The sequence below is a fragment of the Amycolatopsis sp. 195334CR genome, assembly GCF_017309385.1.
Classification (GTDB): domain Bacteria; phylum Actinomycetota; class Actinomycetes; order Mycobacteriales; family Pseudonocardiaceae; genus Amycolatopsis.
Genome location: NZ_JAFJMJ010000001.1, coordinates 3,818,838 through 3,845,571 on the forward strand (window position 1 = coordinate 3,818,838; position 26,734 = coordinate 3,845,571).

At 69.9% G+C, this 26,734-nt stretch carries 21 protein-coding genes and 1 riboswitch; of the genes, 14 read left to right on the forward strand and 7 right to left on the reverse strand.

Going from position 1 to position 26,734, the window contains the following annotated elements; all coding sequences use genetic code 11:
* The first annotated feature begins 229 nt into the window (after positions 1-229).
* Positions 230-1,459, forward strand: a complete 1,230-nt coding sequence (locus tag JYK18_RS18765) for a GGDEF domain-containing protein (protein WP_206803265.1) — start codon at positions 230-232, stop codon at positions 1,457-1,459.
* Positions 1,460-1,736: 277 nt separating this feature from the next.
* Here JYK18_RS18765 and JYK18_RS18770 read toward each other — a convergent pair whose 3' ends face one another.
* From JYK18_RS18770 to JYK18_RS18780, 3 genes are read right to left on the reverse strand one after another with little or no spacing between them, the layout of a single operon-like run.
* Positions 1,737-2,396: a response regulator transcription factor gene (locus tag JYK18_RS18770; protein WP_206803266.1), complete on the reverse strand. Its 660-nt coding sequence runs from the start codon at positions 2,394-2,396 to the stop codon at positions 1,737-1,739.
* Complete coding sequence (locus tag JYK18_RS18775; RefSeq protein ID WP_206803267.1) at positions 2,393-3,808, reverse strand: ATP-binding protein; 1,416 nt, start codon at positions 3,806-3,808, stop codon at positions 2,393-2,395. Before JYK18_RS18775 ends, JYK18_RS18770 begins: the two co-directional genes overlap by 4 nt.
* Complete coding sequence (locus JYK18_RS18780; protein ID WP_206803268.1) at positions 3,795-4,061, reverse strand: hypothetical protein; 267 nt, start codon at positions 4,059-4,061, stop codon at positions 3,795-3,797. The genes JYK18_RS18775 and JYK18_RS18780 overlap by 14 nt, the downstream gene beginning before the upstream one ends.
* 168 nt (positions 4,062-4,229) lie before the next feature.
* Between JYK18_RS18780 and JYK18_RS18785 the strand changes: the two genes are divergently transcribed.
* Positions 4,230-6,365: a molybdopterin oxidoreductase family protein gene (locus tag JYK18_RS18785; RefSeq protein ID WP_206803269.1), complete on the forward strand. Its 2,136-nt coding sequence runs from the start codon at positions 4,230-4,232 to the stop codon at positions 6,363-6,365.
* Here the strand turns inward: JYK18_RS18785 and ahcY are convergent.
* Entirely contained in the window at positions 6,359-7,819 is a 1,461-nt protein-coding gene (gene ahcY / locus JYK18_RS18790; RefSeq protein WP_206803270.1) for an adenosylhomocysteinase, read from the reverse strand. The genes JYK18_RS18785 and ahcY overlap by 7 nt on opposite strands.
* Before the next feature lie 18 nt (positions 7,820-7,837).
* Positions 7,838-7,919, reverse strand: a riboswitch (S-adenosyl-L-homocysteine riboswitch).
* Positions 7,920-7,975: 56 nt separating this feature from the next.
* Between ahcY and JYK18_RS18795 the strand changes: the two genes are divergently transcribed.
* The 3 genes from JYK18_RS18795 (at position 7,976) to epsC (ending at position 11,476) form a co-directional block, all read left to right on the forward strand.
* Positions 7,976-8,983, forward strand: a complete 1,008-nt coding sequence (locus tag JYK18_RS18795) for a GTP-binding protein (protein ID WP_206803271.1) — start codon at positions 7,976-7,978, stop codon at positions 8,981-8,983.
* A 103-nt stretch (positions 8,984-9,086) separates the two neighbouring features.
* Positions 9,087-10,883 (forward strand): asparagine synthase (glutamine-hydrolyzing), encoded by a 1,797-nt coding sequence (gene asnB / locus JYK18_RS18800; RefSeq protein WP_206803272.1) that lies wholly within the window; start codon positions 9,087-9,089, stop codon positions 10,881-10,883.
* Positions 10,883-11,476: a serine O-acetyltransferase EpsC gene (gene epsC / locus JYK18_RS18805; protein ID WP_206803273.1), complete on the forward strand. Its 594-nt coding sequence runs from the start codon at positions 10,883-10,885 to the stop codon at positions 11,474-11,476. Before asnB ends, epsC begins: the two co-directional genes overlap by 1 nt.
* Positions 11,477-11,621: 145 nt before the next feature.
* Here the strand turns inward: epsC and JYK18_RS18810 are convergent, their stop codons facing one another.
* Positions 11,622-12,302 (reverse strand): helix-turn-helix domain-containing protein, encoded by a 681-nt coding sequence (locus JYK18_RS18810; RefSeq protein WP_206803274.1) that lies wholly within the window; start codon positions 12,300-12,302, stop codon positions 11,622-11,624.
* Positions 12,303-12,512: 210 nt separating this feature from the next.
* Complete coding sequence (locus JYK18_RS18815; protein ID WP_242581428.1) at positions 12,513-13,331, reverse strand: AfsR/SARP family transcriptional regulator; 819 nt, start codon at positions 13,329-13,331, stop codon at positions 12,513-12,515.
* Positions 13,332-13,602: 271 nt separating this feature from the next.
* On the opposite strand from JYK18_RS18815, the gene JYK18_RS18820 reads away from it, so the two are divergent.
* The 4 genes from JYK18_RS18820 (at position 13,603) to JYK18_RS18835 (ending at position 20,007) form a co-directional block, all read left to right on the forward strand.
* Positions 13,603-13,764, forward strand: a complete 162-nt coding sequence (locus JYK18_RS18820) for a hypothetical protein (RefSeq protein WP_206803275.1) — start codon at positions 13,603-13,605, stop codon at positions 13,762-13,764.
* A gap of 1 nt (position 13,765) precedes the next feature.
* On the forward strand, positions 13,766-16,024 hold the full coding sequence (locus tag JYK18_RS18825) for a TOMM precursor leader peptide-binding protein (RefSeq protein ID WP_206803276.1): 2,259 nt from the start codon (positions 13,766-13,768) through the stop codon (positions 16,022-16,024).
* A gap of 25 nt (positions 16,025-16,049) precedes the next feature.
* On the forward strand, positions 16,050-17,504 hold the full coding sequence (locus JYK18_RS18830; protein WP_307795950.1) for a SagB/ThcOx family dehydrogenase: 1,455 nt from the start codon (positions 16,050-16,052) through the stop codon (positions 17,502-17,504).
* Positions 17,505-17,604: 100 nt separating this feature from the next.
* Positions 17,605-20,007 (forward strand): sensor histidine kinase, encoded by a 2,403-nt coding sequence (locus tag JYK18_RS18835; protein ID WP_206803277.1) that lies wholly within the window; start codon positions 17,605-17,607, stop codon positions 20,005-20,007.
* A 180-nt stretch (positions 20,008-20,187) separates the two neighbouring features.
* Here the strand turns inward: JYK18_RS18835 and JYK18_RS18840 are convergent, their stop codons facing one another.
* A complete protein-coding gene (locus JYK18_RS18840; protein WP_113696430.1) occupies positions 20,188-20,793 on the reverse strand; it encodes a DNA-binding response regulator in 606 nt (201 codons plus the stop codon).
* A gap of 441 nt (positions 20,794-21,234) precedes the next feature.
* Between JYK18_RS18840 and JYK18_RS18845 the strand changes: the two genes are divergently transcribed.
* The 5 genes from JYK18_RS18845 (at position 21,235) to JYK18_RS18865 (ending at position 26,733) form a co-directional block, all read left to right on the forward strand.
* Complete coding sequence (locus JYK18_RS18845) at positions 21,235-21,651, forward strand: hypothetical protein (RefSeq protein ID WP_206803278.1); 417 nt, start codon at positions 21,235-21,237, stop codon at positions 21,649-21,651.
* Positions 21,652-21,698: 47 nt separating this feature from the next.
* Positions 21,699-22,520, forward strand: a complete 822-nt coding sequence (locus JYK18_RS18850; RefSeq protein ID WP_242579253.1) for a helix-turn-helix transcriptional regulator — start codon at positions 21,699-21,701, stop codon at positions 22,518-22,520.
* Positions 22,521-22,652: 132 nt separating this feature from the next.
* Positions 22,653-23,651, forward strand: a complete 999-nt coding sequence (locus JYK18_RS18855) for a DUF1702 family protein (RefSeq protein WP_206803280.1) — start codon at positions 22,653-22,655, stop codon at positions 23,649-23,651.
* 185 nt (positions 23,652-23,836) lie between these two features.
* Positions 23,837-24,811 carry a DUF1702 family protein gene (locus tag JYK18_RS18860; RefSeq protein ID WP_206803281.1) on the forward strand — a complete coding sequence of 325 codons (975 nt, stop codon included), beginning with the start codon at positions 23,837-23,839 and terminating at the stop codon, positions 24,809-24,811.
* Positions 24,808-26,733, forward strand: coding sequence for a CRTAC1 family protein (locus JYK18_RS18865; protein ID WP_206803282.1), 1,926 nt, complete (start codon positions 24,808-24,810; stop codon positions 26,731-26,733). The genes JYK18_RS18860 and JYK18_RS18865 overlap by 4 nt, the downstream gene beginning before the upstream one ends.
* The last annotated feature ends 1 nt before the right edge of the window (position 26,734 follow it).

The window sequence follows — 26,734 nt, forward strand, 5'->3', positions numbered from 1 at the left end:
GCTGCTCGGTCACCAGTTGTTCTCCTGCTTGCGCATGGGGAATGTCACCTCTTCTCGTACTGAGGAATCGACGCGCGGACGTTCTCGGGTTCACCAGTTGTTCTCGCGCATGGCGGCTCACCTCCCCCGGCGGGCGGATCCCGGCAGCCACTCGGCTGTCCGGGTGGTTTCAGGATCAGGTATGACCGCCCCTGTACACAAACCGTGATCGGTTGGTTACTGTGACGATATGGGTTCGTTCCGCCGCCCCACCGGCTGGGCCCTCTGGACAGCACCACGCCAGGTCGTGGTGTGGGTGCTGGCCGTCGAGGTGGTGGCGCTCGCGGCCACCGCGGGCACCGCGGGACTGGCGCCGGTGGACGCCGCCGGGCTGGCCGGCTTCGCGCTGCTCGGCGCCTGCCTGCTCGCGCACGTCGAACTGTCGAGGACGATCGAGCGCAAACGGGAGATCTCGGCCGGCGCCGGACCGTACCTGAGCACCACGAGCGTGTGGAACTTCGCCGCGGTGATCGTGCTGCCCCCGGTGCTGGCGAGCGCGATGGTACTGCTGGGGTACGGCTACATGTGGTTCCGGGTGTGGCACCGGCGCGGCACGATGAAGCCGCATCGCTGGTGGTACTCGGCCTGCACGGTGCTGCTGGCCAACCAGGCGGCGGTGGTGGTGCTGACGCTCGACCCCGGCATCCCGGCGACGGCGGGCGCGGTGGCCGTGGTGGTCGCCGCGGGTGCCGTGCGGTGGTTCGTGAACTACGCGCTGATCTGCGCGGTGAAACTGCTGTCCGAACCGCGTGCCCGGATCCGCGACGTGGTCGGCGGCTTCGGTGAGCAGATCCTCGAGGTCGGCGCCATGGGCCTCGGCCTGCTGGCGGCTTGTGTCATGGAGACACCGGCGGTGCTGCTGGTCGGGGTGCCCGCGGTGCTGGCGGTCCTCGGCCGGTCGGCGCAGGTGGCGCGCTTCCGGAAGGCCGCCGAAACCGACGGCAAGACCCAACTGCTCAACGCGACGGCGTGGACGGACTTCGCCACGCACGCGCTGGACCGCACGAGTCGCCGGGGTGGCACGTTCGGCGTGTTGATGATCGACCTGGACCACTTCAAGCGGATCAACGACGAACACGGGCACGGCGCCGGGGACGCCGTGCTCAAGGCGGTGGCTAAGTCGATCACCGCCGGGGTGCGCTCGGGGGATCTGGTGGGCCGGTTCGGCGGGGAGGAGTTCGTGGTGGCGCTGCCGGACATCACCGCCGTGGAACTACTGGCCGTCGGGGAACGCCTGCGCCGAGGCGTGGCGGCCCTGCCGGTGCCGAGCGGCCAGGTCTCGATCTCGATCGGTGCCGCCTTGGCCCCGGACAACGGCATCTCGGTACAGGACCTGCTGACCACCGCCGATGCCGCCATGTACACCGCAAAACACGAAGGCCGAAACCGAGTAGAAGCAGCCAACGGCCTACTCGGCTAACCACGGCCCCAACCCGGCAGCCGGCAACGGCACCAACCACCCCACGGCACCCAACCGCCACCCAGCAACGGCACCAATAACGGGACTAAACCCCCCCACGGCCCCAACCCGCCACCCGGCAACGAAACGGGACCAACGATCCCATCCCCACCTCCCCCATCCCGATCCAAAGCCAAAACACGGCGAAGACCCCGATGTCAAGGCATCTTTCCCGCCTTGACATCGGGGTCTTCGCCGTAGTCACACTAAAAAACCGGGATGGCGGCCACAGAAACCCTCACACCAACCGATACCCCATCCCCCGCACCGTAGCGATCCGATCCTGCCCCACCTTCCGCCGCACCGTTCGCACGTACACATCGACCACATTCGACCCCGGATCGAAGTCGTACCCCCAGACGTGCGACAGGATCTGCTCCCGCGAAAGCACCTGCCCCGGATGCCGCAGGAACAACTCCAGCAAAGCGAACTCCCGCGCCGTCAAGTCCGTAGTGGACTCCGGCGTCTGCGCCCGCCGCGTCCGCAGGTCCAACGACAAACCGCTGTGCCGCAACACGGTCAACTCCGGCGCCCCACCCGCCGGCTTCAAGCGCAGCCGGATCCGCGCCAGCAGTTCCTCGAACCGGAACGGCTTCGTCATGTAGTCGTCCGCGCCACCCTCAAGCCCCGCCACCGTGTCCCCGACCGAATCGCGTGCGGTCAGGATGATCACCGGCGTCAACGTCCCGGCGGCACGCATCGCCGTCAGCACCTGGAAACCGTCCCGCCTTGGCAAACCCAGGTCGAGCACCACCAAATCGAAGTCCTCGGACACCGCGCTGGCCAGTGCCGCGTCGCCGTCGGTCACGATGGTGGTGCTGAAACCGTTGGCACGCAGGCCCTTCTCCACGAACGACGCGATGCGCTGCTCGTCCTCGGCGATCAGGATGCGGCTCACCGCGTACCTCCAGGTAGTTCGATGCCGAACGTCGCGCCCTCACCCGGCGGCGAATGGACCAGCACCCGGCCGTGGTGTGCGTCGGCGATGGCCTTCACGATGGCCAGACCGAGCCCGGCGCCCTTGGGATCCCGGGCACCCGAAGCGCCACGGGAGAACCGTTCGAAGATCTTCGACGCCTCTTCCGGCGGCACCCCGGCCCCGCTGTCGGTCACCCAGAACGAGACCGTGTCCCCGATCAACGCGGACCCGAGGCGGATCGCGTCGCCGTCCGAAGTGTGCTGGACCGCGTTCTGCGCGAGTTGCACCACGGCCTGCGTGACGCGCTGGCCGTCCAGCCACGCCTCGCCCTCGCCGATGGCCTCCAGCGACCACGCCCGCGGCGCGATCGCGCGCACCTTCGCGTCCAGGTCGCTGGTCAGCTCCGGCACCGAGGTCCACTCCGGCCGCAGGAAGTCCGGCTGACCTGCTTTTGCCAGCAGAAGCAGGTCGTCGACGATGCGGGCCATGCGGTCCAGCTCGTCGGTGCACAGCCGGACCACCTCGGCGCGCTCGGCCGGGTCGTCACCGAGCAGCTCCAGGTGACCGCGCACGATGGTGATCGGGGTGCGCAACTCGTGTCCGGCGTCGTCGAGGAACTCGCGCCGGGTGCGGAACGCCTGCTCCAGGCGGTCGAGCATGGCGTTGAACTGCTCGGCGAGCGCGGCGATGTCGTCACGGCCGTCGACCGGGATGCGGTGGGTCAGGTCGTGCTCGGTCAGCCGCGCCGCGGTCAACCGCACGGTCCGGATCGGCGACAGGATCTGCCCGGCCGCGAACCACGAGATCCCGGCCCCGAGCACCAGCGCGATCGCACTGATCCCGATCAGCGAGCGCACCGTGGACGCGGCCTCCGGCCGGACGGCGTCGGTGAAGAAACCGCTGATGAACCAGCCCGCCGGCTGGTCGCCGCTGGTCGCGGGCAGCATGTCCACCCGTGACCAGCGCAGCTCACCGCCCGGCGTGGCGATCGTGCCGGTCGAGTCGCCGCTGGTGATGATCTGGCTCACCGCGGCCTGGTCGGGCCCCTTCTCCTTGGGGTGCCCCTGGAACACCAGGTCCGGCGCGTCCGGCGTGCCGACCGCGCCGATCAGCACCTCGGCCGGATCGGTGTACTGGGTCTGCAGGTGCAACTGCAGGATCTGCCGCGGGTCCCGCAGCGGCTGCCCGTCGGGGCTGATCGCGTTCGCGGCGAAGGTGCGGAACTCCTCGGAGTCCTGGTCGAGGCTGCGGTTCACCCGGTCGTCGATGGCGTCGTACTCGAACTCGGCGACCAGCAGCACGACGGCGGTCAGCCCGGCGGCCATCACCAGCACGAACCAGCCCATGATGCGGACCCGCGCGGGAATGCGCCGCGGGTCAGTCGTCGTCATCGTCGTCCAGATCGTCGTCGTCCACCGGCGGAGGTGGCGGCAGCCAGGTCTCCGAGGGCGCCGCGCTCGTGCTCGGCGGAACCGGCGCGGTCGACGACGGAGGCGGTGGTGCGAACGTCGCCGACTCGCCGATCCGCACGGTCGCCGGTTCCTTCGGCGGGTCCGGGTCGGTGAGCAGCAGCAGCACGATCGCCGCGCCCACCGGGAGGGCGAGTGCGGCGAGCAGCGCGAGCAGACGCGGCCCCTTGGTCATGGCACCCACCTTCCGCCCGCTCGGGAAAACCCGGATGAAGCGATGATGAGGAAACCTTCATGATCGCGCCAGCCGAGCCGGAGACCGGGCCAAGACCGCAGTCGAGAGGAATTCCGGCGCCGCGCCCCGGGCAATGATGCAAGGACCACCACCCCCTGGGAGTAGGCGATGAGAACCGCGCACCGGACCTGTTCCATCTGTGACGCCGTCTGCGGCCTCCGGCTCACGCTGGCCGACAACAACCGGGTGACCTCGGTGAAGGGCGATCCGGACGACCCGTTCTCGCAGGGGTACATCTGCCCCAAGGGCGCCAGCTTCGGGCAGCTCGACGAGGACCCGGACCGCCTGCGGCACCCGATGGTCCGCCGGGGCGACACCTGGCACGAGGTCAGCTGGGACGAGGCGTTCGCCGAGGTGGAGCGCGGGCTCAACGCGGTGGTGGCGGAGCACGGCCGCGAGGCGCTGTCCGTCTACTTCGGAAACCCGACCTTCCACACCATGGCCGGCTTCATGTACCGGGTGCCGCTGACCCAGTCGCTGGGCAGCCGGAACGTCTACTCGGCGGGCACCATCGACCAGATGCCCAAGCACGTGGCCAGCGGTTACCTGTTCGGCGACCCGATGGCGATCGCGGTGCCGGACGTGGACCGCACCGACCACCTGCTGGTGATCGGCGCGAACCCGCTCGAATCGCACGGCTCCCTCTGCGCCGCCCCCGACTTCCCGCGACGGCTCAAGGCGCTGCGCCGGCGCGGCGGCAAGATCACCGTGGTCGACCCCCGCCGCACGCGCACCGCGAAGTTCGCCGACGAGCACCTGTTCATCCGTCCCAGCACCGACGCCTTCTTCCTGCTCGGCGTGGTGCACACCCTGCTCGCCGAGGACCTCGATACGGTCACCCTCGACGCGAACGGCCTCGACGAGCTGCGCGCGCTGACCGCCGAGTTCACCCCCGCCGCGGTGTCGCCGATCTGCGGCATCCCGGCCGACGACATCGCGCGGACCGCCCGCGAGCTGGCCGCCGCGCCGACCGCCGCCGTGTACACCCGGATCGGCACCTGCACCTCCGAGTTCGGCACGCTCACCCAGTGGCTCGTCGACGTGGTCAACATCCTTACCGGCAACTTCGACTCGCCCGGCGGCGTGATGTTCACCCGGACCGCCGCGCTGGAGGTCTTCCGCACCGGACAGGCGTTCACCACCGGCAACTTCCACAGCCGGGTGCGCGGCCTGCCCGAGGCGCTCGGCGAGCTGCCGGTGGCCACGCTCGCCGACGAGATCGAGACGCCGGGCGAGGGCCAGGTCAAGGCGCTCATCTCGATCGCGGGCAACCTGGTGCTCTCCGCGCCGAACGGCCCGCGCCTGGACCGGGTGCTGCCGGACCTGGACTTCATGGTCTGCGTGGACCCGTACCTGAACGAGACCACCAAGCACGCCAACGTGATCCTGCCGCCGCCGCGCATGCTGCAGATGCCGCACTACGACTTCCTGCTGCTCACCGTGACCGTGCGGAACTACACGCGGTTCTCCCCGGCGATCCTGCCGCTGGCGGACGACCAGCTCTCCGAAGCCGAGATCATGGCGAAGCTGACGCTGATCGTGTCCGGGCAACCCGCGAGCACCCCGGCCTCGGTGCTCGACGAGATGATCGTCGGCCAGCTGACCGGCGGGTCCGAGGAGATGCGGGCCGGGCTCACCGGCGACAGCGGCCCCGAGCTGATGCTCGACGCGATGCTGCAGCTCGGCCCGTACGGCCTTTCCCTGCGGAAGCTGCGCGAGAACCCGCACGGCATCGACCTCGGCCCGCTGGAGCCGCGGCTCAAGGAGCTGGTCTGCACCCCGTCCGGGCGGGTGGAGCTGAGCCCGCCGGAGATCACCGGCGATCTCACCCGCCTGCGTGCCCGGCTCGCCGAGGAGGCGCCGGAATTCCTGCTGATCGGACGGCGGCAGCTGCGGTCCAACAACAGCTGGCTGCACAACGTGCCGGGTCTGCGCGGCGGCAGCAACCAGTGCACGCTGCACGTCAACCCGGCCGACGTCGAACGGCTCGGCCTCGGCGAGCAGGCGGTGGTCCGCTCGTCCGCCGGCGAACTGGTGGTGCCGGTCGAGCCGAACGACGGGATCATGCCCGGCGTGGTCAGCCTGCCGCACGGCTGGGGCCACTCCGGCCGCGGTCAGCGCGTCGCGACCACCGACCCCGGCGTGAACGCGAACACGCTGACCGACGAGCAGGTGGTCGACGTGCTCTCCGGGAACGCCGTGTTCAACGGCGTCCCGGTGAGCGTCGCGCCGGTGGCTCAGTAGCGGTAGTGGTCGGCCTTGTACGGGCCGGCCACATCCACCCCGATGTACTCGGCCTGCTTCTTGGTCAGCTCGGTCAGCCGCACGCCGAGTGCGTCGAGGTGCAGCCGCGCCACCTTCTCGTCCAGGTGCTTCGGCAGCCGGTAGACGTCGGTGTCGTACTCGCCCGGCTTGGTGAACAGCTCGATCTGCGCGATCGCCTGGTTGCTGAACGAGTTCGACATCACGAAGCTCGGGTGCCCGGTGGCGTTGCCCAGGTTCATCAGGCGGCCCTCGGAGAGCACGATGATGGCGTGCCCGTCGGGGAAGACCCACTCGTGCACCTGCGGCTTGATCTCCACCTTGCGGATGCCGGGCACCTTGGCCAGCCCGGCCATGTCGATCTCGTTGTCGAAGTGGCCGACGTTGCCGACGATGGCGTTGTGCTTCATCCGCGCCATGTCGGCGGCCATGATGATGTCCAGGTTGCCGGTGGTGGTGATGAACAGGTCGCCCCGCTCGATCACGTCGTCCAGGCGCACCACCTCCAGCCCCTCCATCGACGCCTGCAGTGCGCAGATCGGGTCGACCTCGGTGACCACCACGCGCGCGCCCTGGCCCCGCAGCGATTCGGCGGCGCCCTTGCCGACGTCGCCGTAGCCGCAGATCACCGCGAGCTTGCCGCCGAGCATCACGTCGGTGGCGCGGTTGATGCCGTCGGCCAGCGAGTGCCGGATGCCGTACTTGTTGTCGAACTTCGACTTGGTCACCGAGTCGTTGACGTTGATCGCCGGGAACAGCAGCTTGCCCTCTTCGGCGAGCTTGTAGAGCCGCTTCACGCCGTTGGTGGTCTCCTCGGTGACGCCCTTGATCTCCTTGGCGATCCGGGTGAACCGGCCGTTGTCGGCGGCCAGGCTCTCGCGGAGGGTGCGCAGGATGATCCGGTACTCCTCCGGGTCCTCCTCGCCGGCTTCCGGCACCGCGCCGGCGGCCTCGAACTCCGCGCCCTTGTGCACCAGCAGGGTGGCGTCACCCCCGTCGTCGAGCAGCATGTTCGGCGCGTGCCCGCCGGGGAAGGTGAACAGCTGCTCGGTGCACCACCAGTACTCGTCCAGCGTCTCGCCCTTCCAGGCGAACACCGAGGTGCCGGTGGGGTGCTCGACCGTGCCCTCGCGCCCGACGACCACCGCGGCGGCGGCCTCGTCCTGGGTGGAGAAGATGTTGCAGGACACCCAGCGCACCTCGGCGCCGAGGTCGACCAGCGTCTCGATCAGCACCGCGGTCTGCACGGTCATGTGCAGCGAGCCCGCGATCCGGGCGCCCTTCAGCGGTTTCGCCGCCGCGTATTCGGCGCGGATCGCCATCAAACCGGGCATTTCGTGCTCGGCGAGGCGCAGTTGGTGGCGGCCGGATTCGGCCAGCGAGAGATCGGCGACGGCGAACTCGAGCCCGTCGACCTGCTGCAGTTTCGCGTTCACGGAAAAAGGCACCTCCAGAAGTCGGAGGCGCCCTTGTTCGTCGGTCGTGCGAAGGCCGAGCGTGGCGGACCGCTGGTCCGTCGCAGCGCCTCTCGGCCTCCGCCGCCCAGGGTTCCAGTCCCGGCCGGGGGCTGTCAACGCCGTCGGTAGGGTGAAGTGATGCGGACGCAGATCCCGGTCGTGCTGGTCGCCGGTTTCCTCGGGGCCGGTAAGACCACGCTGCTCAACCACTTGCTGCACAACAGTTCCGGCGCGCGCATCGGCGTGGTGGTGAACGACTTCGGCAGCATCGGCATCGACGCGATGGCGGTGGCGGGCCAGGTCGACTCGATGGTGTCGCTGAACAACGGCTGCCTGTGCTGCGCGGTCGACGCGAGCGGGCTGGACGGCATGCTGGCGCGGTTGTCCGGTGCCGACCTCGACGTGATCGTGATCGAGGCGAGCGGGCTGGCCGAGCCGCGCGGGCTGATCCGGCTGCTGCTGGCGAGTGAGCACGAACACATCGAGTACGGCGGCCTGGTCGAGGTCGTCGACGGCGCCGAGTTCAACACCGTCCGAGCGGAACACCCGGAACTCGGCGAGCACGTGCGACTGGCGGATCTGGTGGTGCTCAACAAGATCGACCGACTCGCCGACGGGGTGCGCGAGACCGTCGAGGAACTGGCGCACGGCGTGCCGGTGCTCGGCGTGGAGCACGGCCGGATCGACCCGTCGATGTTGTTCGAACTGCCCGAGCGCCGCGAGGAGTACGCGCGGCAGCTGTCCTTCCTCGATCTGTCCGAAGAGGACGAAGACCATTCGCAGCACGCCCACGCGCGTTACGACAGCGTCGAATTCGAGAGCGAGGTCCCGTTGCACCCGCGCCGGTTCATGGAATTCCTGGAAAACCGGCCGGCCGGGATCTACCGCATCAAGGGCGACGTCGACCTCGGGGTGCCGGGCCACGACAAGAAGTACACCGTGCACACCGTCGGTGCCTTCCTGCGGTTGCGCCGGTCCGGCTGGGCGGCCGGGGAACGCCGGGGCACCCGGCTGGTGCTGATCGGCGCCGGGATCGACGGCGAGGTGATCGGCAAGCAACTGCGCAGTTGTGAAGAACCCGATCCGTCCCAAGTGGACTCCCAGGCGATGCTGCCGGTGCTGCGCTTCCTGCCCGAGGAATAGCCTTCAGCCGGGCTCGACACGACATCGAGCGGTTTACGCGATCTTTGTGATTGACGTGCCGCAGGACTGTCTGCCTGCCTGTGAGGCTGGAGAGCGAAAGCCCATGTGCCGAATCTACGGTTTTTTCAACGCGAAGGCGACACCGCACGAGCTGCGGGCGGTCGCCGCACTGCAACACCACGGCGGCCCGGACGGGCGCGGGACCGCGCGGTCCGGTGGCTGGGGGATCGGGAACAACCGGCTGGCCATCGTCGACCTCGACGGCGGCGCCCAGCCCTACGAACTCGGCGAGCGGATCAAGGTCGTGTTCAACGGTGAGATCTACAACCACGTGCGCCTGCGCGCGGAGCTCACCGCGAAGGGTTACCGGTTCGACGACCACTGCGACGGCAACGTGCTCCCCGCGCTCTACCACGCCTACGGGGACGCGTTCGTCGACCACCTCGACGGCATGTACGCGATCGCCGTGGTCGACCTGCGCGGGGCGGAACCGCGGCTGCTGCTGGCCACCGACCACATCGGCATGAAGCCGCTGTACTACCGCTGGGACGCGGCGGCGCGCTCGCTGCACTTCTCCTCGGAGCTGCCCGCGCTGCTGGGCTTCGGCGAGGTCGCCCCGGCCGAGTGGGAGGGCGGGCTGGACGCCTACCTGGCCACCAAGACCCCGTTCGGCGAGCAGACCATGTTCGACGGCGTCAAGGTCATGCCGCCGTCGACCACCATGGTCTGCACCGAGTACTCGGGCCTGCACACCTACCGCCGCCGCCCGCCGGTCGCCGAGGTGCTGCCGGAGGACGACGCCGCGGTGGCGAGCGATCTCCAGGAACGCCTGCGGTACGAGGTCGGGCAGCTGCTGGTCGCGGACGTGCCGGTGGCCACCATCACCTCCGGCGGGCTCGACTCCAGCCTGGTCACCGCGCTGGCCGCCGAGTCGGCCACCGAACTGCACACTTTCAACATCGCCTACACCGGCAACTGGCCCGCCGACGAGCGCCGCTTCGCGCGGCAGGTCTCCGACCGCGCGGGCACCACCTACCACCAGGTGGAGATCGACCCGGCCACCTTCCCGGACCTGCTCGCCGACGTGGTCTGGCACCTCGGGCAGCCCAACGCCGACCCGATCACGCTGAGCACCTACGCGTTGTTCAACGCGGTGCGGGACAGCGGGTTCAAGGTCGCGCTGACCGGGGACGCGGCCGACGAGGTGTTCGGCGGCTACTCGCGGATGACCGCGGCGACCCGGGCTTCGCTCGACGACAAGCCTTGGTACGACAAGTACCTCGACGCGCTGGGCGTGCTGCCCGCGGCCGCGCGGCACGAGCTGTACACCGACGACTACCGCGCCGCGCTGGCCGACGGTGGTCCCGCCATCCCGGCCGAGGCGACCGCGCGGCTGGCCACCGGTGAGGGTTCGGTGCTGGAGCGCATCACCGAGTTCGAACTGGGCCACCGGCTGCCCGCGTACCACCTGCGCCGGGTCGACCACCTGAGCATGTCCGGTTCGGTCGAGGTCCGGCTGCCGTTCTGCCAGCGTTCGGTGGTCTCGCTCGGGCGGGCGCTGTCCGACCGGCGGCGCATCGACGGCACCGGCGTCAAGCGGACGCTCTACGCCGCGGCCGCCGGACTGCTGCCGGACGAGGTGCTGAACCGGCCCAAGCAGCCGTTCACCCTGCCGATCACCGCGATGCTCACCCCCGGCTGGCCGTTGTGGGAGTACGCCAGGGATCTGCTCGCGGGTTCGCGGCTGAAGGCGGCGGGCCAGGTCGACGCGAGCGCGGTGGACCGGCTGTTCGCGCAGCAGGCCACCGAGCCGGAGGACACCACCGCGCTGACCATCTGGGCGCTGGCGGTGCACGAAATCTGGCGGGAGCAGTTCTTCGGCGCGAAGCGGGGCCGCTGATGGCGGGGCTGATCGGGCGGCTGCGCCGGGCGGTGGCCGCGAGCACGGAACTGCTGGACGTCATCATCGACCGCGACCCGTCGATCCGCTCGCGGAGTGAGGCGCTGCTGCACCCGACGGTGCTCGCGCTGGCCGGCTACCGCGTGGGGAACCGGTTGTACCGCAGGGAAAGGTTCAAGTCGGCGCGCGCGGTGTGCATGCTCACGCGGGTGCTGACCGGCGGTATCGAGATCCACCCCGGCGCGCGGATCGGGCGGCGGTTCTTCATCGACCACGGTTGTGGGGTGGTGATCGGGGAAACCGCGATCATCGGCGACGACGTGTCGTTGTTCCACCAGGTGACGCTGGGTTCGTACGGCTGGTGGCAGGACCGCGGGCGGGCCGACGGCCGTCGGCACCCGAAGCTGGGCAACGGCGTCACCGTCGGGGCGAACGCGAGCCTGCTGGGCCCGATCACGGTGGGGGACAACGCGCTCATCGGGGCGCAGTCGCTGGTGCTGCAGGACGTGCCGGCGGACTCCCACGTCCGGGCGCCGCTCGGTGACGTCCGCGCCACGGCGAACACGGTGGTGCGGTTGCCGCGCGCGAGCTAAGACCCTTCAATGCTATGAGTGGGGCATTACTTGCATTCAACGCAAGTAATGCCCCACTCATAGCATTCGCGTGTGTTGTGCGTAGGCGGAGGCTGGAACGAGCCGGGGTCCGGTGGAGGGAGTCGCGCCGGGCCCCGGCTCAGCTTCAGCGGACGGCCAGGCCCTCGACCTTGCGCGGCGCGGCCGGGATGTGGAACAGGTCGGCGAACAGCTCCAGCAGCGCCGGGTCCCCGGAGATGCTCAGGATGCCCTGGTCCAGCGCCTCCGCCGCACTGATCTCCTTGGAGAACACCGGCTTGATCGAGCCGTAGCAGGTGATCGTCATGTCGGCGTCGGGGTACGGGCCCTCGCCGACCTTCAGGTCCTCGCCGTCGACCAGCGCGTGCAGCGTCATCGTCGGGCCGTAGTGCAGCTCGTAGCTGACCCGCACGTTCGAGGCGATCTCCGGCCGGAACGTGGTGTACAGCGACAGGATCGCGGAGTCGGTGGTGAACACGTCCTCCTCACCCATCGAGCCGAGGGACCGGGCGCCCCACAGCCCCAGCTGCAGCACGACCGCCTCCAGCTCGGCACCGTACTCGGTGAGCTCGTAGACCACCGAGGCGTCCAGCTGCGGCAGCACCCGGCGCCGGACCACGCCGGCCTCCTCCAGCTCGTTCAGCCGGGCGGAGAGGATGCTGGACGGGATGCGCGGCAACCCGGCGCGCAGGTCGGTGAACCGCTTCGGGCCGAGCAGCAGGTCGCGGACCACCAGCATGCCCCAGCGCTCGCCGACCATCTCCATGGCACGCGCCAGGCCGCAGAACTGTCCGTACTTTCGACTCATCGTAAATCCCCACTCTTCGTCAGGTTGAGACTTCGGTTGGACGGAGATGATCGGGCTGTCGCCATAGCTGCGGTCCAGCGTCTTCGGGCTGACTCGGGAACCGCTCGACACCCGAACGAGCACCTGCACACGGTGCCCGTGGCCGAGTTGACACGCTGCGAAAAAGCTTCACCCGCAACGAAACCTTGGCGGTGAGCGGGTAACGACGCATCAGGAGGGATCCCCGGCGGAGAGCAGTTCGTGGTGCAGCAACTGCAACTCGTCGCAGGGTTCCACGCCCAGTTCGGTGGTCAGCCGCGTGCGCAGCTGCCGGTAGGTGGCCATCGCGTCGGACCGCCTGCCGCTGCGCCCCAGCACCCGCATCAGCTGCCCGTGCAGGCCTTCGTCGAGCGGGTTCGCGGTGACCAGCGAGCGCAGCTCGCCGACCAGTTCGCGGTGCATGCCGGCCTCGATCTCCGCCTCGATGCGCAGGTGCTGCGCCGCCCGGCGCTGCTCGGCCAGGTCCACCGCGTAGGCGGCGAGCACCGACCCGCAGTTGACGTTGGCCAGCGCTGGTCCGGACCACAGGCCCAGCGCGCTCCGGAACGACCGCGCCGCGTCGGCGAAGCGCCGCGCGTCCATCTCGTCGCGGCCGCGGCGGCACAGCTGCTGGAACTCGAACACGTCCACCTGCGCCGGGTCGATGCGGAACACGTACCCGGGCGGTTTGGTGGCCAGCATGGATTCCGGGTCGGCCGCCAGCCGGTTCTGCTCGATGCAGCGGCGGACCTGGTAGACGTAGGTCTGCATGGTGGTGCGCACGCTGCGCGGTGGCTTGTTCGCCCACAGCTCCTGGATGATGGAGTCGATCTGCACGACCTTGCCCGGCCGCATCAGCAGCATCGCCATCAGCTGCAGTATCTTCGGCGCCGTCGGCGCGTAGTCGATCCCGTCCTTGAGCACTTCGAGCGGGCCGAGGAGGGTGAACGTCACCGCGCTTTCGGCCGTGCCGCCGGGGTTGCCACTCCCGGCCGGAACTTCGGAAACCAACACGTTCGTTCCCTCCCAGTCACATCGACGCGTGATCCGACCGTCTCCCCGGCGCTGGCTGCTCTCCGGCGACAGTCGTGCGTTTCTCGAAGATTGACAGAAATGCCCTGGTCAGCGGCAGTGAGAGGGGCACCAGTCGTGACGTGAATATGGCTGGGGGCCATGTGAAAAACACATATCGGACCCATGTGGGCGGCACTGGAAGTGCGACCGGCGATCGACGGAGGATTCTCCCATCACCGAAGAACACCCGCAAATCGGAGGATCGACGATGGACAAGCAGAACGTGGTCGAACTGCCCCGCGAGGACAACGTGGTGCTGGTGATCGACCGGTTCGACCAGTGGCACAACCCGGCCGACGGCGTCCGGCGCGGTTGCACCGGCAGCACCCTCAGCGTTTCCGCGCTGCACGAGCTGCCGGAAGCCGCCTGACATGGACAGCGGTGTCGCGGCTGCGAGAATCCCCGAATTCAAACGCCACCTGCGCGCGGAAGTGAACGAAGGCGAGGGGGCCTACCTGTTCTCCGAGCACGGCGTCACCGCGCTGCGGGGGGCGGCGATCGCCTCGCTCGCGGCACTGCTGGACGGAAAACGTGACCTGGCCGACCTGCTCGAAGCCCGTCCCGGCGGGATGAGTTCGACGCAGGTCGCCAGCCTGATCGAGCAACTGGTCGACGTGGGCCTGGTCAGCCTGCGCGACACCGGGGCGTCCCCTGTGGACGAAAGCGAGGTCGCCTACTGGGACGCGTGCGGCGTGGACTTGGCCGACGCCGCACGCGCCGCGGTGGCCACGGTCGCGCTGGTCGGCACCAAGTCCACGATGGACCTCGCGCCGTCCCGCCGGGCGCTCGCGGAGACCGGGGTGGATGTCCACACCGGACCCAGCCCGGCGGCCGAGCTGACCGTGGTGGTCTGCGACGACTACCTCGACCCGGCACTGGCCGCCATCGACGCCGCGCAGCGGGCCGCGGGGAAGCCGTGGCTGCTGAGCAAACCGGTCGGCACTCGAGTCTGGCTCGGGCCGTTCTTCAGCCCGGCTCAACCCGGTTGCTGGCACTGCCTTTCCCACCGCCTCTGGGGGCACCGCCACGCGGAGGCCTGCGTGCAGGCCACGCTGGGCAAGGAAGGCCCCGCCGACCGGCCCGCCGCCTCGGTGCGGCCGCTGGCTTCGGCGGCGGCACACCTGATGGCGCTCGAAGTCACCAAGTGGCTGGCCGGGCACCGCTACCCCGGCCAGAGTTCGGTGTGGACATTCGACACGCACGACCTCGAGGGCACCCGGCACGAACTCCGGGCCCGGCCCCAGTGCGCGAACTGCGGGGACGCGGCGCTGTTCACCGCCCGCGCCTGCAAGCCGATCGAGCTGAACCCGGCGCGCAAGGCCGCCTCGGCCGGTGGCGGGCACCGCACCCTGCTGCCCGCGCAGGTGCTCGACCGCTACCGCCACCTGGTCAGCCCGGTCACCGGGATCATCAAGGAGATCAAGCGCGACCCGGACGCGCCCTCGTTCGTCAACGCCTACCGCTCCGGCGTGAACGTCTTCCGCGGCAGCACCGGACTCGGCACGCTGCGCGCGAACCTGCGCTCGGAGAACGGCGGCAAGGGGCTCACCCCGCTGGACGCCGAGGTGGGCGCCCTGTGCGAGGCGGTCGAACGGTTCTCCGGCACCTTCCAGGGCGACGAGTTCCGCCTGCGGGCGAGCCGCCGCGCGCTCGGGGACGTGGCGTTGCACCCCAACGACTGCACGCTGTTCGACGAGCGGCAGTACGCCACCCGCGACAGCTGGAACCCGGCGCACTCGGCGTTCAACTACGTCAGCGAGCCGTTCGACGAGGACGCGGTGATCGACTGGACCCCGCTGTGGTCCATCACCGAGCGCAGGCACCGCCTGCTGCCCACCACGATGCTGTACTACGGCGGCCCCGCCCACCGGTCGCTGACCGCGGACTCCAACGGCAACGCCGCGGGCAGCAGCCTCGAGGACGCCGTGCTCCAGGGCACGCTCGAACTGGTGGAGCGCGACGCGGTGGCGATCTGGTGGTACAACCGCCTGCGGCTGCCCGGCGTCGACCTCGACGCGTTCGGCGAGTCGTGGATCGGGGAGCTGCGGACCCAGTACGCCCGGCTCGGCCGGGAGGTCTGGGTGCTGGACGCGACCTCGGACCTCGGCGTGCCGGTGATGGTGGCGGTCTCCCGCCGGATCGACCGCCCCGGTGAGCGCATCATGCTCGGCCTCGGCGCGCACCTGGACCCGCGCCTGGCGCTGCGGCGGGCGCTGACCGAGCTGAACCAGTTCCTGCCGAACGTGCTCGACGAGCAGATGGGGGAGGGCGACCCGGACGCGGCCAACTGGGTGAACGAGGCGACCGTGGCGAACCAGCCGTACCTCCTGCCCGACGACGCCGTTCCCGCCCGCGGCCCGGCCGACTTCGGCTACGTGGCCCGCGAGGACGTGCGCGAGGACGTGGACGCGCTCGCCGCGTTGTTCGCCGAGCGCGGCCTGGAAATGCTCGTGCTGGACCAGACCCGCCCCGACATCGGGTTGCCGGTGGTGAAGGTGGTGGTGCCGGGCCTGCGGCACTTCTGGGCGCGGTTCGCGCCGGGACGGCTGTTCGAGGTACCGGTCCAGCAGGGCAAGCTTTCCCGCCCGACGCCTTACCACGAACTCAATCCCATGCCACTCTTCCTCTAACGACCCCTATCTCAGAGGAGCCGCGGTGAGATCGACGGACGAGGTCGGGACCACGATCCGGCTCTGGTCGCTGAGCGAGGACGCCATGGTGGAGGACGACGGCGAGAACGGCTCGGTCAACGTGGTCACGCGCTGGGGCGAGCTGAACGTCGAGCACGCGAGCGCGTTCGCCATCGAATCGCTGCGGCGGATGGAACTGGGGCCGGTGTCCCTGCAGAACGTGGTCGCCGCGCGCAAGGCGAGCCCGGTCCGGCGGCTGCACGACCTGGCCGGGCTGGAACGGGTGCTGGACCAGGTCAGCGGCTCGGTGGTGCACTCGCTCGGCCTGCCGGACGGGCGGCGGCCGCTGCTCTCGGCGGTCCCGGTGGTGGCCGCGCCGGAGTTCCACCCCACCGCCGTGCCCGCCTCGCTGGCGATCCGGCTGTCCCGGTTCGCCGTGCTCCGGCCGCAGGGCGGTGACCTGGTGCTGGAGGCACCGCGGGCGGACTTCCGGGTGGTGCTGAGCCAGCCGCAGGCGGTGCGGATCGCCTCCGCGCTGGCCGCCCCGGCCACCATCGCCGGACTGGCCGGGGACACCGGGATCCCCGAAGCGGTGGTCGCCGACGCGGTCGCCTTCCTGGTCGCGGCCGGGGTGGTGCTGGCAGGCGACGAGAAGGACGAGTTCGCCGAGGACACCGACCTCGACCTGCGCCACTGGTCGCCCCACGAACTGCACTTCCACACGCACAGCCGGACCCGGCAGAGCGCGGACGGCGACGCGGGCGATTCGGTGTACCGGCAGGCCACCGAGACGCAGCCGCCGCTGACCAGGACCCCGCCCGACGGCGAGCGGTTCCCGTTGCACCGGCCGGCGCCGGAAGCACTGGCGGCCACCGATCCGCCGCTGACCGAACTGCTGGAGACCGACCACGAGTGCCCGCGGTTCTCCGGCACCGCGCTCACCGCGGAGGAACTCGGCGAACTGCTGTACCGCAGCGCGCGCGTGCGCGGGGTCGGCCCGGCCCACCCGCCGATGCCCGCCGGGCACGACGCCTCGCAGCGGCCCTACTTCTCCATCGCCTGCCTGTACGAACTCGAGCTGTACTTGAGCATCGGGCACTGCACCGGGTTGCCGACCGGGCTCTACCACTACGACCCCGCCGCGCACGCGCTCACCCAGATCAGCCGGGACGCCGCCGACGTCGGCACCGTGCTCGACCTCGGCAAGGTCGCCGCCGGCAGCCTGCGCCGCCCGGCGGTGATGATCACGATGACCGCGCGGATGGAACGGACCTCGTGGGTGCTCGGTGGCGCGGCCTACGCGACCACGCTGCTGCACGCGGGTGCGCTCCAGCAGACGCTTTACCTGTGCGCCAAGGCGATGGGCCTGTCCGCGCACGCGGTTCCGGTGGACGCCAGCGACACCGTGGACCGGTTGTTCGGCCTCGACTGGCCCGCCGAGATCGGAGTAGGGGAATGCGTGCTGGACTCCGGTCGCTGACTCCGCCCCCACCCCTACGTGGTTGCCCGGCGGAAACACCGCTGGGTAGCCTCGGCAGCGCCTTTCGGCGTCCTGGCCGGCGGTCGTGAGGGGAGATCCGGTGAGCGCCACCCAAGCGGAAACGCGATCGAACGACGGCAGACCGGCCGGTTTGGACCTGGCCGGGGAAACCGCGGCCGGCAAGCCGAAGTGGCTGCCGGACCTCCCGCCCAAACTGGCTTTCGGCATTCTCGCGATGGTCCTGGTCGGACTCTCGGTCAACGCCACGCTCGGCGTGATCTTCCGGATCGGCACCTTCTGGGACGTCGTCTTCTGCATCCTGTGCGTGGTCGCGATGACCGCGCTCCAACTCGGGTACGTCTCGCGGCCGAGCGCGGTGAAGACCCGGCGGCGCACCACGTGGGCCCTGCTCGGGCAGGCGCTGCTCGTCGGCGTCCCGCTGCTGGAGTTCGGCCCGCGCTGGCACGGGTTCACCGGGGTGTTCCTCGGCAGCGTGCTGTTGCTGCTGCCGGCCGTGGTGGCCTGGCCGGTGCTGGGCACGGTGGTGGCCCTGATGGGCTTTCTCGAGGTCACCCGCGGCGCCGGGCTGGTCGCGACGCCGTGGGCGGTGGTCAACGCGATGGTGGCCACCACGCTCACCGCGATGATCACCTACGGCCTGTCCCGGTTGGTGCGGCTGGTCAGCGATCTGCACACGGCCCGGCACGACCTGAGCCGGATGGCCGTGGCTGGCGAACGCCTGCGGTTCTCCCGCGACGTGCACGACCTGCTGGGGCTGAGCCTGTCGGCGATCACGCTGAAGACCGAGCTGACGAACCGGCTGCTCACCGACTTCCCCGATCGGGCGCGCAAGGAACTCGACGACGTGCTGGTGATGTCGCGCCGCGCGCTGGCCGACGTGCGCCTGGTGGCCAGCGGCCGCCGTCGCCTCTCCTTCGACGAGGAGTGCAGGCAGGCGCAGGCCGCGTTGTCCGCCGCCGACGTCGATGTGCGGATCACCAGGGACGACCGCGAGCTGGAGGGCCCGGCGGGCACGGTGCTGGCGACCGTGCTGCGCGAGGGCGTGACGAACGTGCTGCGGCACAGCGAGGCCGCCAGCTGCGAGATTTCCGTGCGGGAGGTCGACGGCGCCATCCGGCTGACGATCACGAACGACGGGGTCACCAGGACGGTGGCCGACACCGCGCCCGGTGCCGGCAACGGCACCAGGAACCTGTCGCACCGGGTCTCGCAGCTGGGTGGTGAGCTGACCGCGTCGGCCGAGGGCGGCAGCTACCGGTTGCAGGCGGACGTGCCGTTGTCGGCGGTGCTGGTGCGCGGGGACGCGGACGAAGGCACCGACGGGGCTGGCGACCCCGCCGCCAAGCCGCTCTGGGTGCCGAGCATCGCGCCGAAGATGGCCAACGCGATCCTGGCCGTGGTGCTCGCCGCGGTCGCGGTGAACACCAGCACCGGGATCGCGGTCAGCCTGGGCAACCCCTGGCAGGGCCTGCTCAGCGCGACCATCATCGGCCTGCTGGCCGGCCTGCACTTCGGGTACGTCTCCCGGCTGAACGCCGACCGGACGCCGCTGCGCACCGCACTGGTGCTGCTGGCCGTGGCTGGGCTGGTGTTCCTGCCGATCCTGCACTTCGGCCCCCTCTGGCACGGCCTGGTCGGCCTGTTCGCCGGGAGCGCGCTGGTACTGCTGCCCTCGTTGCCCGGGCTGGCGCTGGTGGCCGCGTCGCTGGTCGCCATCGGCGTGCTCGAACTGCTCACCGGCCTGCCCGGGATCACCTCCTGGTACTCGGTGCCGTTCGTGGTGGTCGGGAACTCGATCATCACCCTGGTGGTGTTCGGCCTGTCCAGGCTGGTGCGGCTGGTCGGGGAGCTGCACGCGGCGAGGGACGAGCTGAGCCGGATGGCGGTGGCGGAGGAGCGGTTGCGGTTCTCCCGTGACGTGCACGACCTCCTCGGGTTGAGCCTGTCGGCGATCACGCTGAAGACGGAGCTGACGAACCGGTTGCTCACGGAGTATCCGGAACGCGCTCGCAAGGAACTCGAGGACATGCTGGTGCTGTCCCGGCGGGCGCTGGCCGACGTGCGGATGGTGGCCAGCGGTCAGCGCGAGCTCTCGCTGGACGAGGAGTGCAAGCAGGCGAAGTCCGCCCTGTCGGCGGCCGAGGTGGACGTCCGGATCTCGCGGGACGCCGGCGAACTGGACGGTCCGGTCGGCACGGTGCTGGCGACGGTGCTGCGCGAGGGCGTGACGAACGTGCTGCGGCACAGCGAAGCCGAATGGTGCGAGATCACCGTGCGGGACCTGGACGGCACGGTGCGGCTGGTGATCGCGAACGACGGGGTGACGGTGAACGGCGCCGCGCCGGCCCCGAACGCGGGGAACGGCATCCGGAACCTGTCCCACCGGCTGTCGCGGCTGGGCGGGGAGCTGATCGTGGAAACCGATCCGGAGGGCCGCTACCGCCTCCGCGCCGACGTGCCGCTGGCCGCCACGCCCTCCTGAGCGGACCGGTGGCCGGACCACTGGGCCGAAAAGGTGAAGGCCGGGCTCGACCGGGTGTTCCACTACGCAAAAACCAGCTCGGTGATGATGATCGTCATCGTCACCGGGAGCCCGTTCGACGGTATTTTTAACTGCGCCATTCAGGTAATGCGAACCCCGGAATACGCGGTATTCAACCGGTCACAGCCAGTCGTTTTCCTTCGCGATGCGGATGGCGTCCACGCGATTGCGCGCATTGAGCTTGGTGACCACCGTAGTCAGGTAGTTACGCACGGTTCCGGGAGAAAGAAACAACTGCGCCGCGATGTCGGCCACGTTCTGACCGGCGGCGGCCAGGCGCAGGATCTCGATCTCCCTGGTGGCCAGCGGGCAGTCCTCGGTGTCCCAGGCGGCCAGCGCGAGCTCGCTGTCGATGACCCGCCTGCCGACGGCCACCTGGCGCACCGCGTTGGCCAGCTTCTTCGACGGCGCGTCCTTGAGCATGAAGCCGTTGACCCTGGCGTCCAGCGCCCGGCGCACCGTGCCCGGCCTGCCCAGACTGGTCAGGATCAGGGTGCGGCAGTCCGGCACGCTGGCGTGCAGCTCGGTGGCCGCGGTCAGGCCGTCCTTGCCGGGCAGGTCGATGTCGATGATGGCCACGTCGGGCTGGTGCTTCTGGGCGGCGGGCAGGATCTCGTCGCCGGACGCCACTTCGGCGACCACGGTGATGTCGGCCTCGAGGTTCAGCAGGGCGACCAGCGCGCCGCGCAGCATGTGCATGTCCTCGGCCAGTAGAACATTGATCACTTCGCGCCTTTCGCTCGACGTAATCGCCTCCTCAGAATAATCGCTCATCGGTGTTCTCCGTGTCCTTCGAACGAGAAAAAATTCGCACAGGCGTTATACCGAGGGTGCACTTTTTCGCCCCCGATCTGACTATGCGCAACCCCATTGGGTCTCGGTCTCGTTTCGTCCAGGGCTTGAGTCGCCGAATGCATGCTTACTCCCAGCAGTTGAGTCGGGTCGGGACGCTGGGGAGGGACAATGGCAACGAACCTCTGTGCTTCGGCGTCCTGCCGGACCGGTCGCGCAACCGGCTCCGCACCCTCGATCATCCCAGGTCCGCGTTTGTGCGCCCAGTGCCGGGCCCGCCTGGAGCAAGCCTTCCGCGAACTGCCCGGTTGGTACGCCCGGTGCGCCAGGGTGCTGGCGAACGGCCGCGCGCCTGCCGCCGGTCGGCCGTCCCCCGTGACGCCATCCGGCCGCCGGGCCACCGCCGCCGCGGCCGAGCTCTGCACCGCGCTGAACACCTTCCTGCGCTCCTGGTGCGAACGCACGGTGACGAACGTCCCCGTCGACGGCTCGCTGCCGATGGCCGCCTTCCTCTCCGCCAGGCTCGACGAGCTGGCCCGGCACCCCGAAGCGGGCGCGCTGCTGGACGGGCTGGACGCGCTGATCGCCACCGCCCGCCTGGTCGCCCACCCCAACCCGTTGCTGCACACCGAACTGGGACCGTGCCGCCACCCCGGTTGCGACCGGGTGGTCCGGGTCGCGGTCCGCGCGAACTCCGAACTTCCGCCGCCGCGGCTCAGCTGCGACGCGGGACACCCGTGGCTGCCCGCACCGCGAGCCGCCGAACGGTACCGGCCGGAGCGCGCCGCATGAACCGACGCGGTGAGCTCGCCAACGATTCCAACCAGGGAGTGCCCATCATGCAACCGGCCGTCCGCCAAGCCATCGCCGCGATGCACGAGCGCTACTTCGAGCCCATCACGCTGAACGACCTCGCCGCCGAGGTCTTCGTCAGCCCGTTCCACTTCTCCCGGATCTTCTCCAGGGCCACCGGCGTCACCCCCGGCCGGTACCTGACCGCGGTCCGGCTGTTCGAGGCCAAGCGCCTGCTGCTGACCACCTCGCTGACCGTGTCCGACATCGTCTGCAGCGTCGGCTACAGCAGTGTGGGCACCTTCACCAGCCGGTTCACCAGGGCGGTCGGCATGAGCCCGACCCAGTACCGCGACCCGATGGTGAGCGAGCTGCTGGTCGCGATGGCCCCGCACTTCCAGCGGCTGCCGTCGCTGAAGACGCTGCGCGACGCCGGCCAGAGCTGCGCGGTGCCGCAGCACAACGGCGGTTCGGTGGTCGGCAGGCTGGACATGCCGCCCGGCAAGACCACCGGCAACGTGCTGATCGGCGTGTTCGCCGAGGCCATCCCGCAGTGCGGCCCGGTGGCCTTCAAGGGCATGGCCGACAGCGGTTCCACCGAGCTGATCCTGAACAACGTGCCGCCGGGCCGCTGGCACGTGATCGCGGTGGCCGAGCACAACGGCGCGGTCGGCGAGGGCCGGTCGTACTCGATCGCGACCGCCGCGCCGATCGCCATCGCCGGTGACGAGACCGCCGCGGTGAACCTGCGCCTGCGCCCGGTGCGGCCGACCGACCCGCCGATCGCGATCACCCTGGCTTCGCGGGTCACCGCGGACGTCGGCGCGGTCGCGCTGCCCCGAGTCCAGGAACTGCCCGCGGTCGCCTAGAGCGTGTTCGACCTGGTTTGCGTGGCGGTGCGGGGTGACGGCCCACCACCAGCGGCTCCGCCGCTGACAAAACACTGCCCAAGCGATGCCCATCGTGACCACTCAGCGCCGCTGAAAGTGAGGAAGTCCCCGATGTCGACCCTGCTCGGCTCCCTGCGGCGGCGCGTGCTCGCCCCCTCGTTCAAGGCGGTCAGCTTCGCGGGCCGCGGCTTCGCGGTGGAACCCACCGAAGCCACGGCCCGGCTCGAAGCCATCCCCCAGTCCGTGGTCGCCGGTTTCGAGTGGGGGATCGACAGCCCCGGCCAGTGGGACCTCGAACGCCGCCTGGGCATGGTCGAGGCCGAGTACCGCGGCTTTGCCTACGAAGGCGCGACGATGGCCTCGGCGGTGCTGGACGCGATGAGCTTCCGCCCGTCGAGCCGGACCCGCGACCTGCTGCTCGGCCCCGGCCAGCCGCACATCTTCCTGACCTACATCGGGATCGGCTTCGCCATGGCCCGGCTGCCGCGCCCGCTGTGGAAGAAGATCGTGCCGGACATCAGCGGCACCCCGTACCACCCGACGATGAGCTGGCTGGCCGTCGACGGCTACGGCTTCGACCGCGCCTACTTCGACACCAAGAAGATCGTGGACCGGCAGCACGTGCTCAAGCCGTACCCGTGGGACGGCCACCCCGCCTACTTCGGGCGCGCGGTGGACCAGGGCATCGGGCGCGCGCTGTGGTTCATCAACGGCGGCCACCCGGAGAACGTGGCGGCGGCGGTGGCGAAGTTCGCCCCGGCGCGCCACGGCGACCTGTGGAGCGGGGTCGGGCTGGCGGCCACCTTCGCCGGTGGGGCCGGCGCGGCCGGTCTGACCTGGCTGCGGACCCCCGCCGGGCAGCACGCGCCGGAGCTGGCGCTGGGCGCGGTGTTCGCCACGAAGGCCCGCACCTACTCCGGGTTCGTGCCACCGCACACCGAGACCGGCATCCGCGCGCTGGCCGGAGTGTCCATTGAGGACGCCGTGCGCATCGCCGACGAAACCGAGGTGGCGCACGAAGAGGGAACGACGGCCACACCGGCCTACGAAATCTGGCGTGAGCGCATTCGTCGTGAATTCTCCACCTCGAAACTGCGCTCCGTTGCCTGATGCAGCCTGATCGAAAAGGTCCAGCGGCCGCCGCTCTCTCCCGTGGAGCGGCGGCCGCTTCCGTCTGCGGGCCGCTGACCTGCGAACCTTCGGCAAGCAAGGAGTAGAGCGGGTCCGGCGCTTCTTGGGACAGTGAATGCGCGAGTGCTCCGGAATTCGATTCTACCCGATAGGGGGAGAGCGAGTTGGGTAATGGCTGGCGCGCGCTACGGCGCCGCATTCTGACTCCGAACGTGGTGGAAACCACTTTGGACAAAAGGGGTTTCCACAAGAAGAGCCCGGCCGCGCAGGAACTGCTGGAGAAGGTCGGCAGGGTCTTCCTCGAAGGGTACGCGTACGCGGTCGAAGCGAAGACGACCGCCGACGCGATGGAGCGCTTGGACGCGATGCCGGAGCGCTGGCGCGGGTTCGCCTACGAGGGCGCCGGGATGGGCTGGGCCATGCTCGACGGCCTGCCCCTGCCCGGCAAGGGCCGCACCCAGCAGAGCCTGGACAGCGGCGGCGACCCGCACAACTACCTGATCTACGTCGGCGTCGGCTGGGCGATGGCGCGGCTGCCGAAGTTCCGCTGGCCCGACCCCGAGGCGTTCGACCCGCTGCTGCGCTGGCTGGTGCTCGACGGCTACGGCTTCCACCAGGCGTACTTCCGCACCCGGAAGTACATCAACGAGCAGTACCAGGACGAGCGCTTCGCCTGGCCGGTCGCGTCGCCCTACGCCAACCGCGCGATCGACCAGGGCATCGGCCGCGCGCTGTGGTTCATCGGCGGGACCGACGCCAAGCTGGTCACCTCGATGGTGCGCGACTTCCCCGAGTCGCGGCACTCCGATCTCTACGGCGGGATCGGCCTGGCCGCGACCTACGCCGGCGGCGCGGACCCGGAGGAGTTGCGCTACCTGCGCGACAACGCCGGTGAGCACCGCTGGATGCTCGCGCAGGGTTCGGCCTTCGCCGCCGAGGCCCGCGTCCGCGCCGACCTGCTCGTGCCGCATTCCGCGGCCGCCGCGGAGATCCTCTGCGGCACCGACGCGGTGACGGCCGCCAAGGTCACCCAGGACGTCCGGCCCGCCAAGCCGGTCGACGGCGAGGTGCCCGCCTTCGAAACCTGGCGTCAGCAGATCGCAAACGAGTTCGTTTCCATTGGAGGTGTTCACCTATGACCGCGACAGTCCACTGGCTGCGCAAGCAGCTGGCCGGGATCGTTGCCCTCGTCCTCGTGGCGGGCATGTTCCTGGTCAGCAGCCTGCCGGAGACGTCGGCGGCCGAGCAGGACGAGCTGGCCTCTGGCTACGGCTTCGCGCCGAAGTCGGTCGCCATGCCCAGCGGCTTCCCGCAGCAGGAGATCCGGAAGGTCAACCAGGACTACAAGGACATCGACGCCTGGATCTCCTCGGTGGGCGCCGGTATCGCGATGAACGACGTCGACGGCGACGGGCTCGCGAACGACCTGTGCATCACCGATCCGCGGATCGACCAGGTGGTGATCACCCCGACCCCGGGCAAGGGCGACCAGCGCTACGCGCCGTTCGCGCTGCAGACCGGTGCGCTCCCGATGAACGACGTGATGGCGCCGATGGGTTGCGCCCCCGCGGACTTCAACGAGGACGGCAGCACCGACCTGCTGGTCTACTACTGGGGCCGCACGCCGATCGTGTTCCTCGGCAAGCCCGAGGCGAAGGGCAAGCCGCTCGACGCCAACTGCTTCCTCCCGGTCGAGCTGGTTCCCGGCGCCACCGCGGCGAAGTACAACGGTCCGCAGTGGAACAGCAACGCGGTCGCCATCGACGACTTCGACGGTGACGGGCACATCGACATCTACCTCGGGAACTACTTCCCGCACAGCCCGGTCCTCGACCCCTCGGTCAAGGGCGGCGTGGAGATGAACGACTCGCTGTCGAACGCCTCCAACGGCGGCGAGGACTACTTCTTCCGCTGGACCGGCGCGAGCGCCACCGGCGTGCAGTACCAACAGCTGGACGACGTGATCCCGGTCGACCTGTCCAAGGGCTGGGTGCTGGGTGCCGCGGCGAACGACGTCGACGGCGACCTGCTGCCCGAGCTGTACCTGGCGCAGGACCACGGCAAGGACGCCATGCTGCACAACCGGTCCACCCCGGGCAACATCAAGTTCGAGCCGATCGTGGACAGCAAGACCCCGCTGGTGCCGAAGTCCAAGCGCATCGGTGGCGACTCGTTCAAGGGCATGTCCGCGGAGTGGGCCGACCTCGACCGCAACGGGCTGTACGACCTGTTCGTCAGCAACATCACCACCTCGTTCGGCATCGAGGAGAGCAACTTCCAGTTCATGAACACCTCGGGCAGCCAGTCGGAGCTGCGGGCGCAGCTGCAGGCCGGTGACGCGCCGTGGGAGGACAAGAGCACCGACCTCGGCACCGCGTGGTCCGGCTGGGCCTGGGACATCAAGTCCGAGGACTTCAACAACAGCGGCAAGCCGGCCATCGCCCAGGCGACCGGGTTCGTCAAGGGTGAGATCAACCGCTGGCCGCAGCTGCAGGAGCTGGCCACCGCGAACGACCTGACCGTGCACGACCCCGCCTGGTGGCCGAACATGGTCAAGGGTGACGACGTGGCGGGCAGCCAGCGGCTGGCCTTCTTCGCCCCCAAGGCGGACGGTACCTTCGTCAACCTGTCCGAGCGGCTCGGCCTCGACGTGCCGGTGCCCACCCGCGGCATCGCCACCGGTGACGCCGACGGTGACGGCCGGATCGACATGGCCGTGGCCCGCCAGTGGGACCAGCCGGTCTTCTACCAGAACACCGCGCCATCGGCCGGTGAGTTCCTCGGCCTGAAGCTGACCCACCCGGACGGTGCGCCGGTGGTCGGGGCCCAGGTCTGCGTGAAGACCGCCGACGGCCGGACGATCCTCGGCCGCGTCGACGGCGGCAGTGGCCACTCGGGCAAGCGCAGCAACGACGTCCACATCGGACTCGGTGACGTGCAGGGCGCCCAGGAGGTCAAGGTGTGGTGGCGCGACCGCAACGGTCAGGCCCACGAACAGGAACTGAAGCTGACCCCGGGCTGGCACTCGCTCCAGCTCGACACGCAGGCCAAGGAGAAGTGAG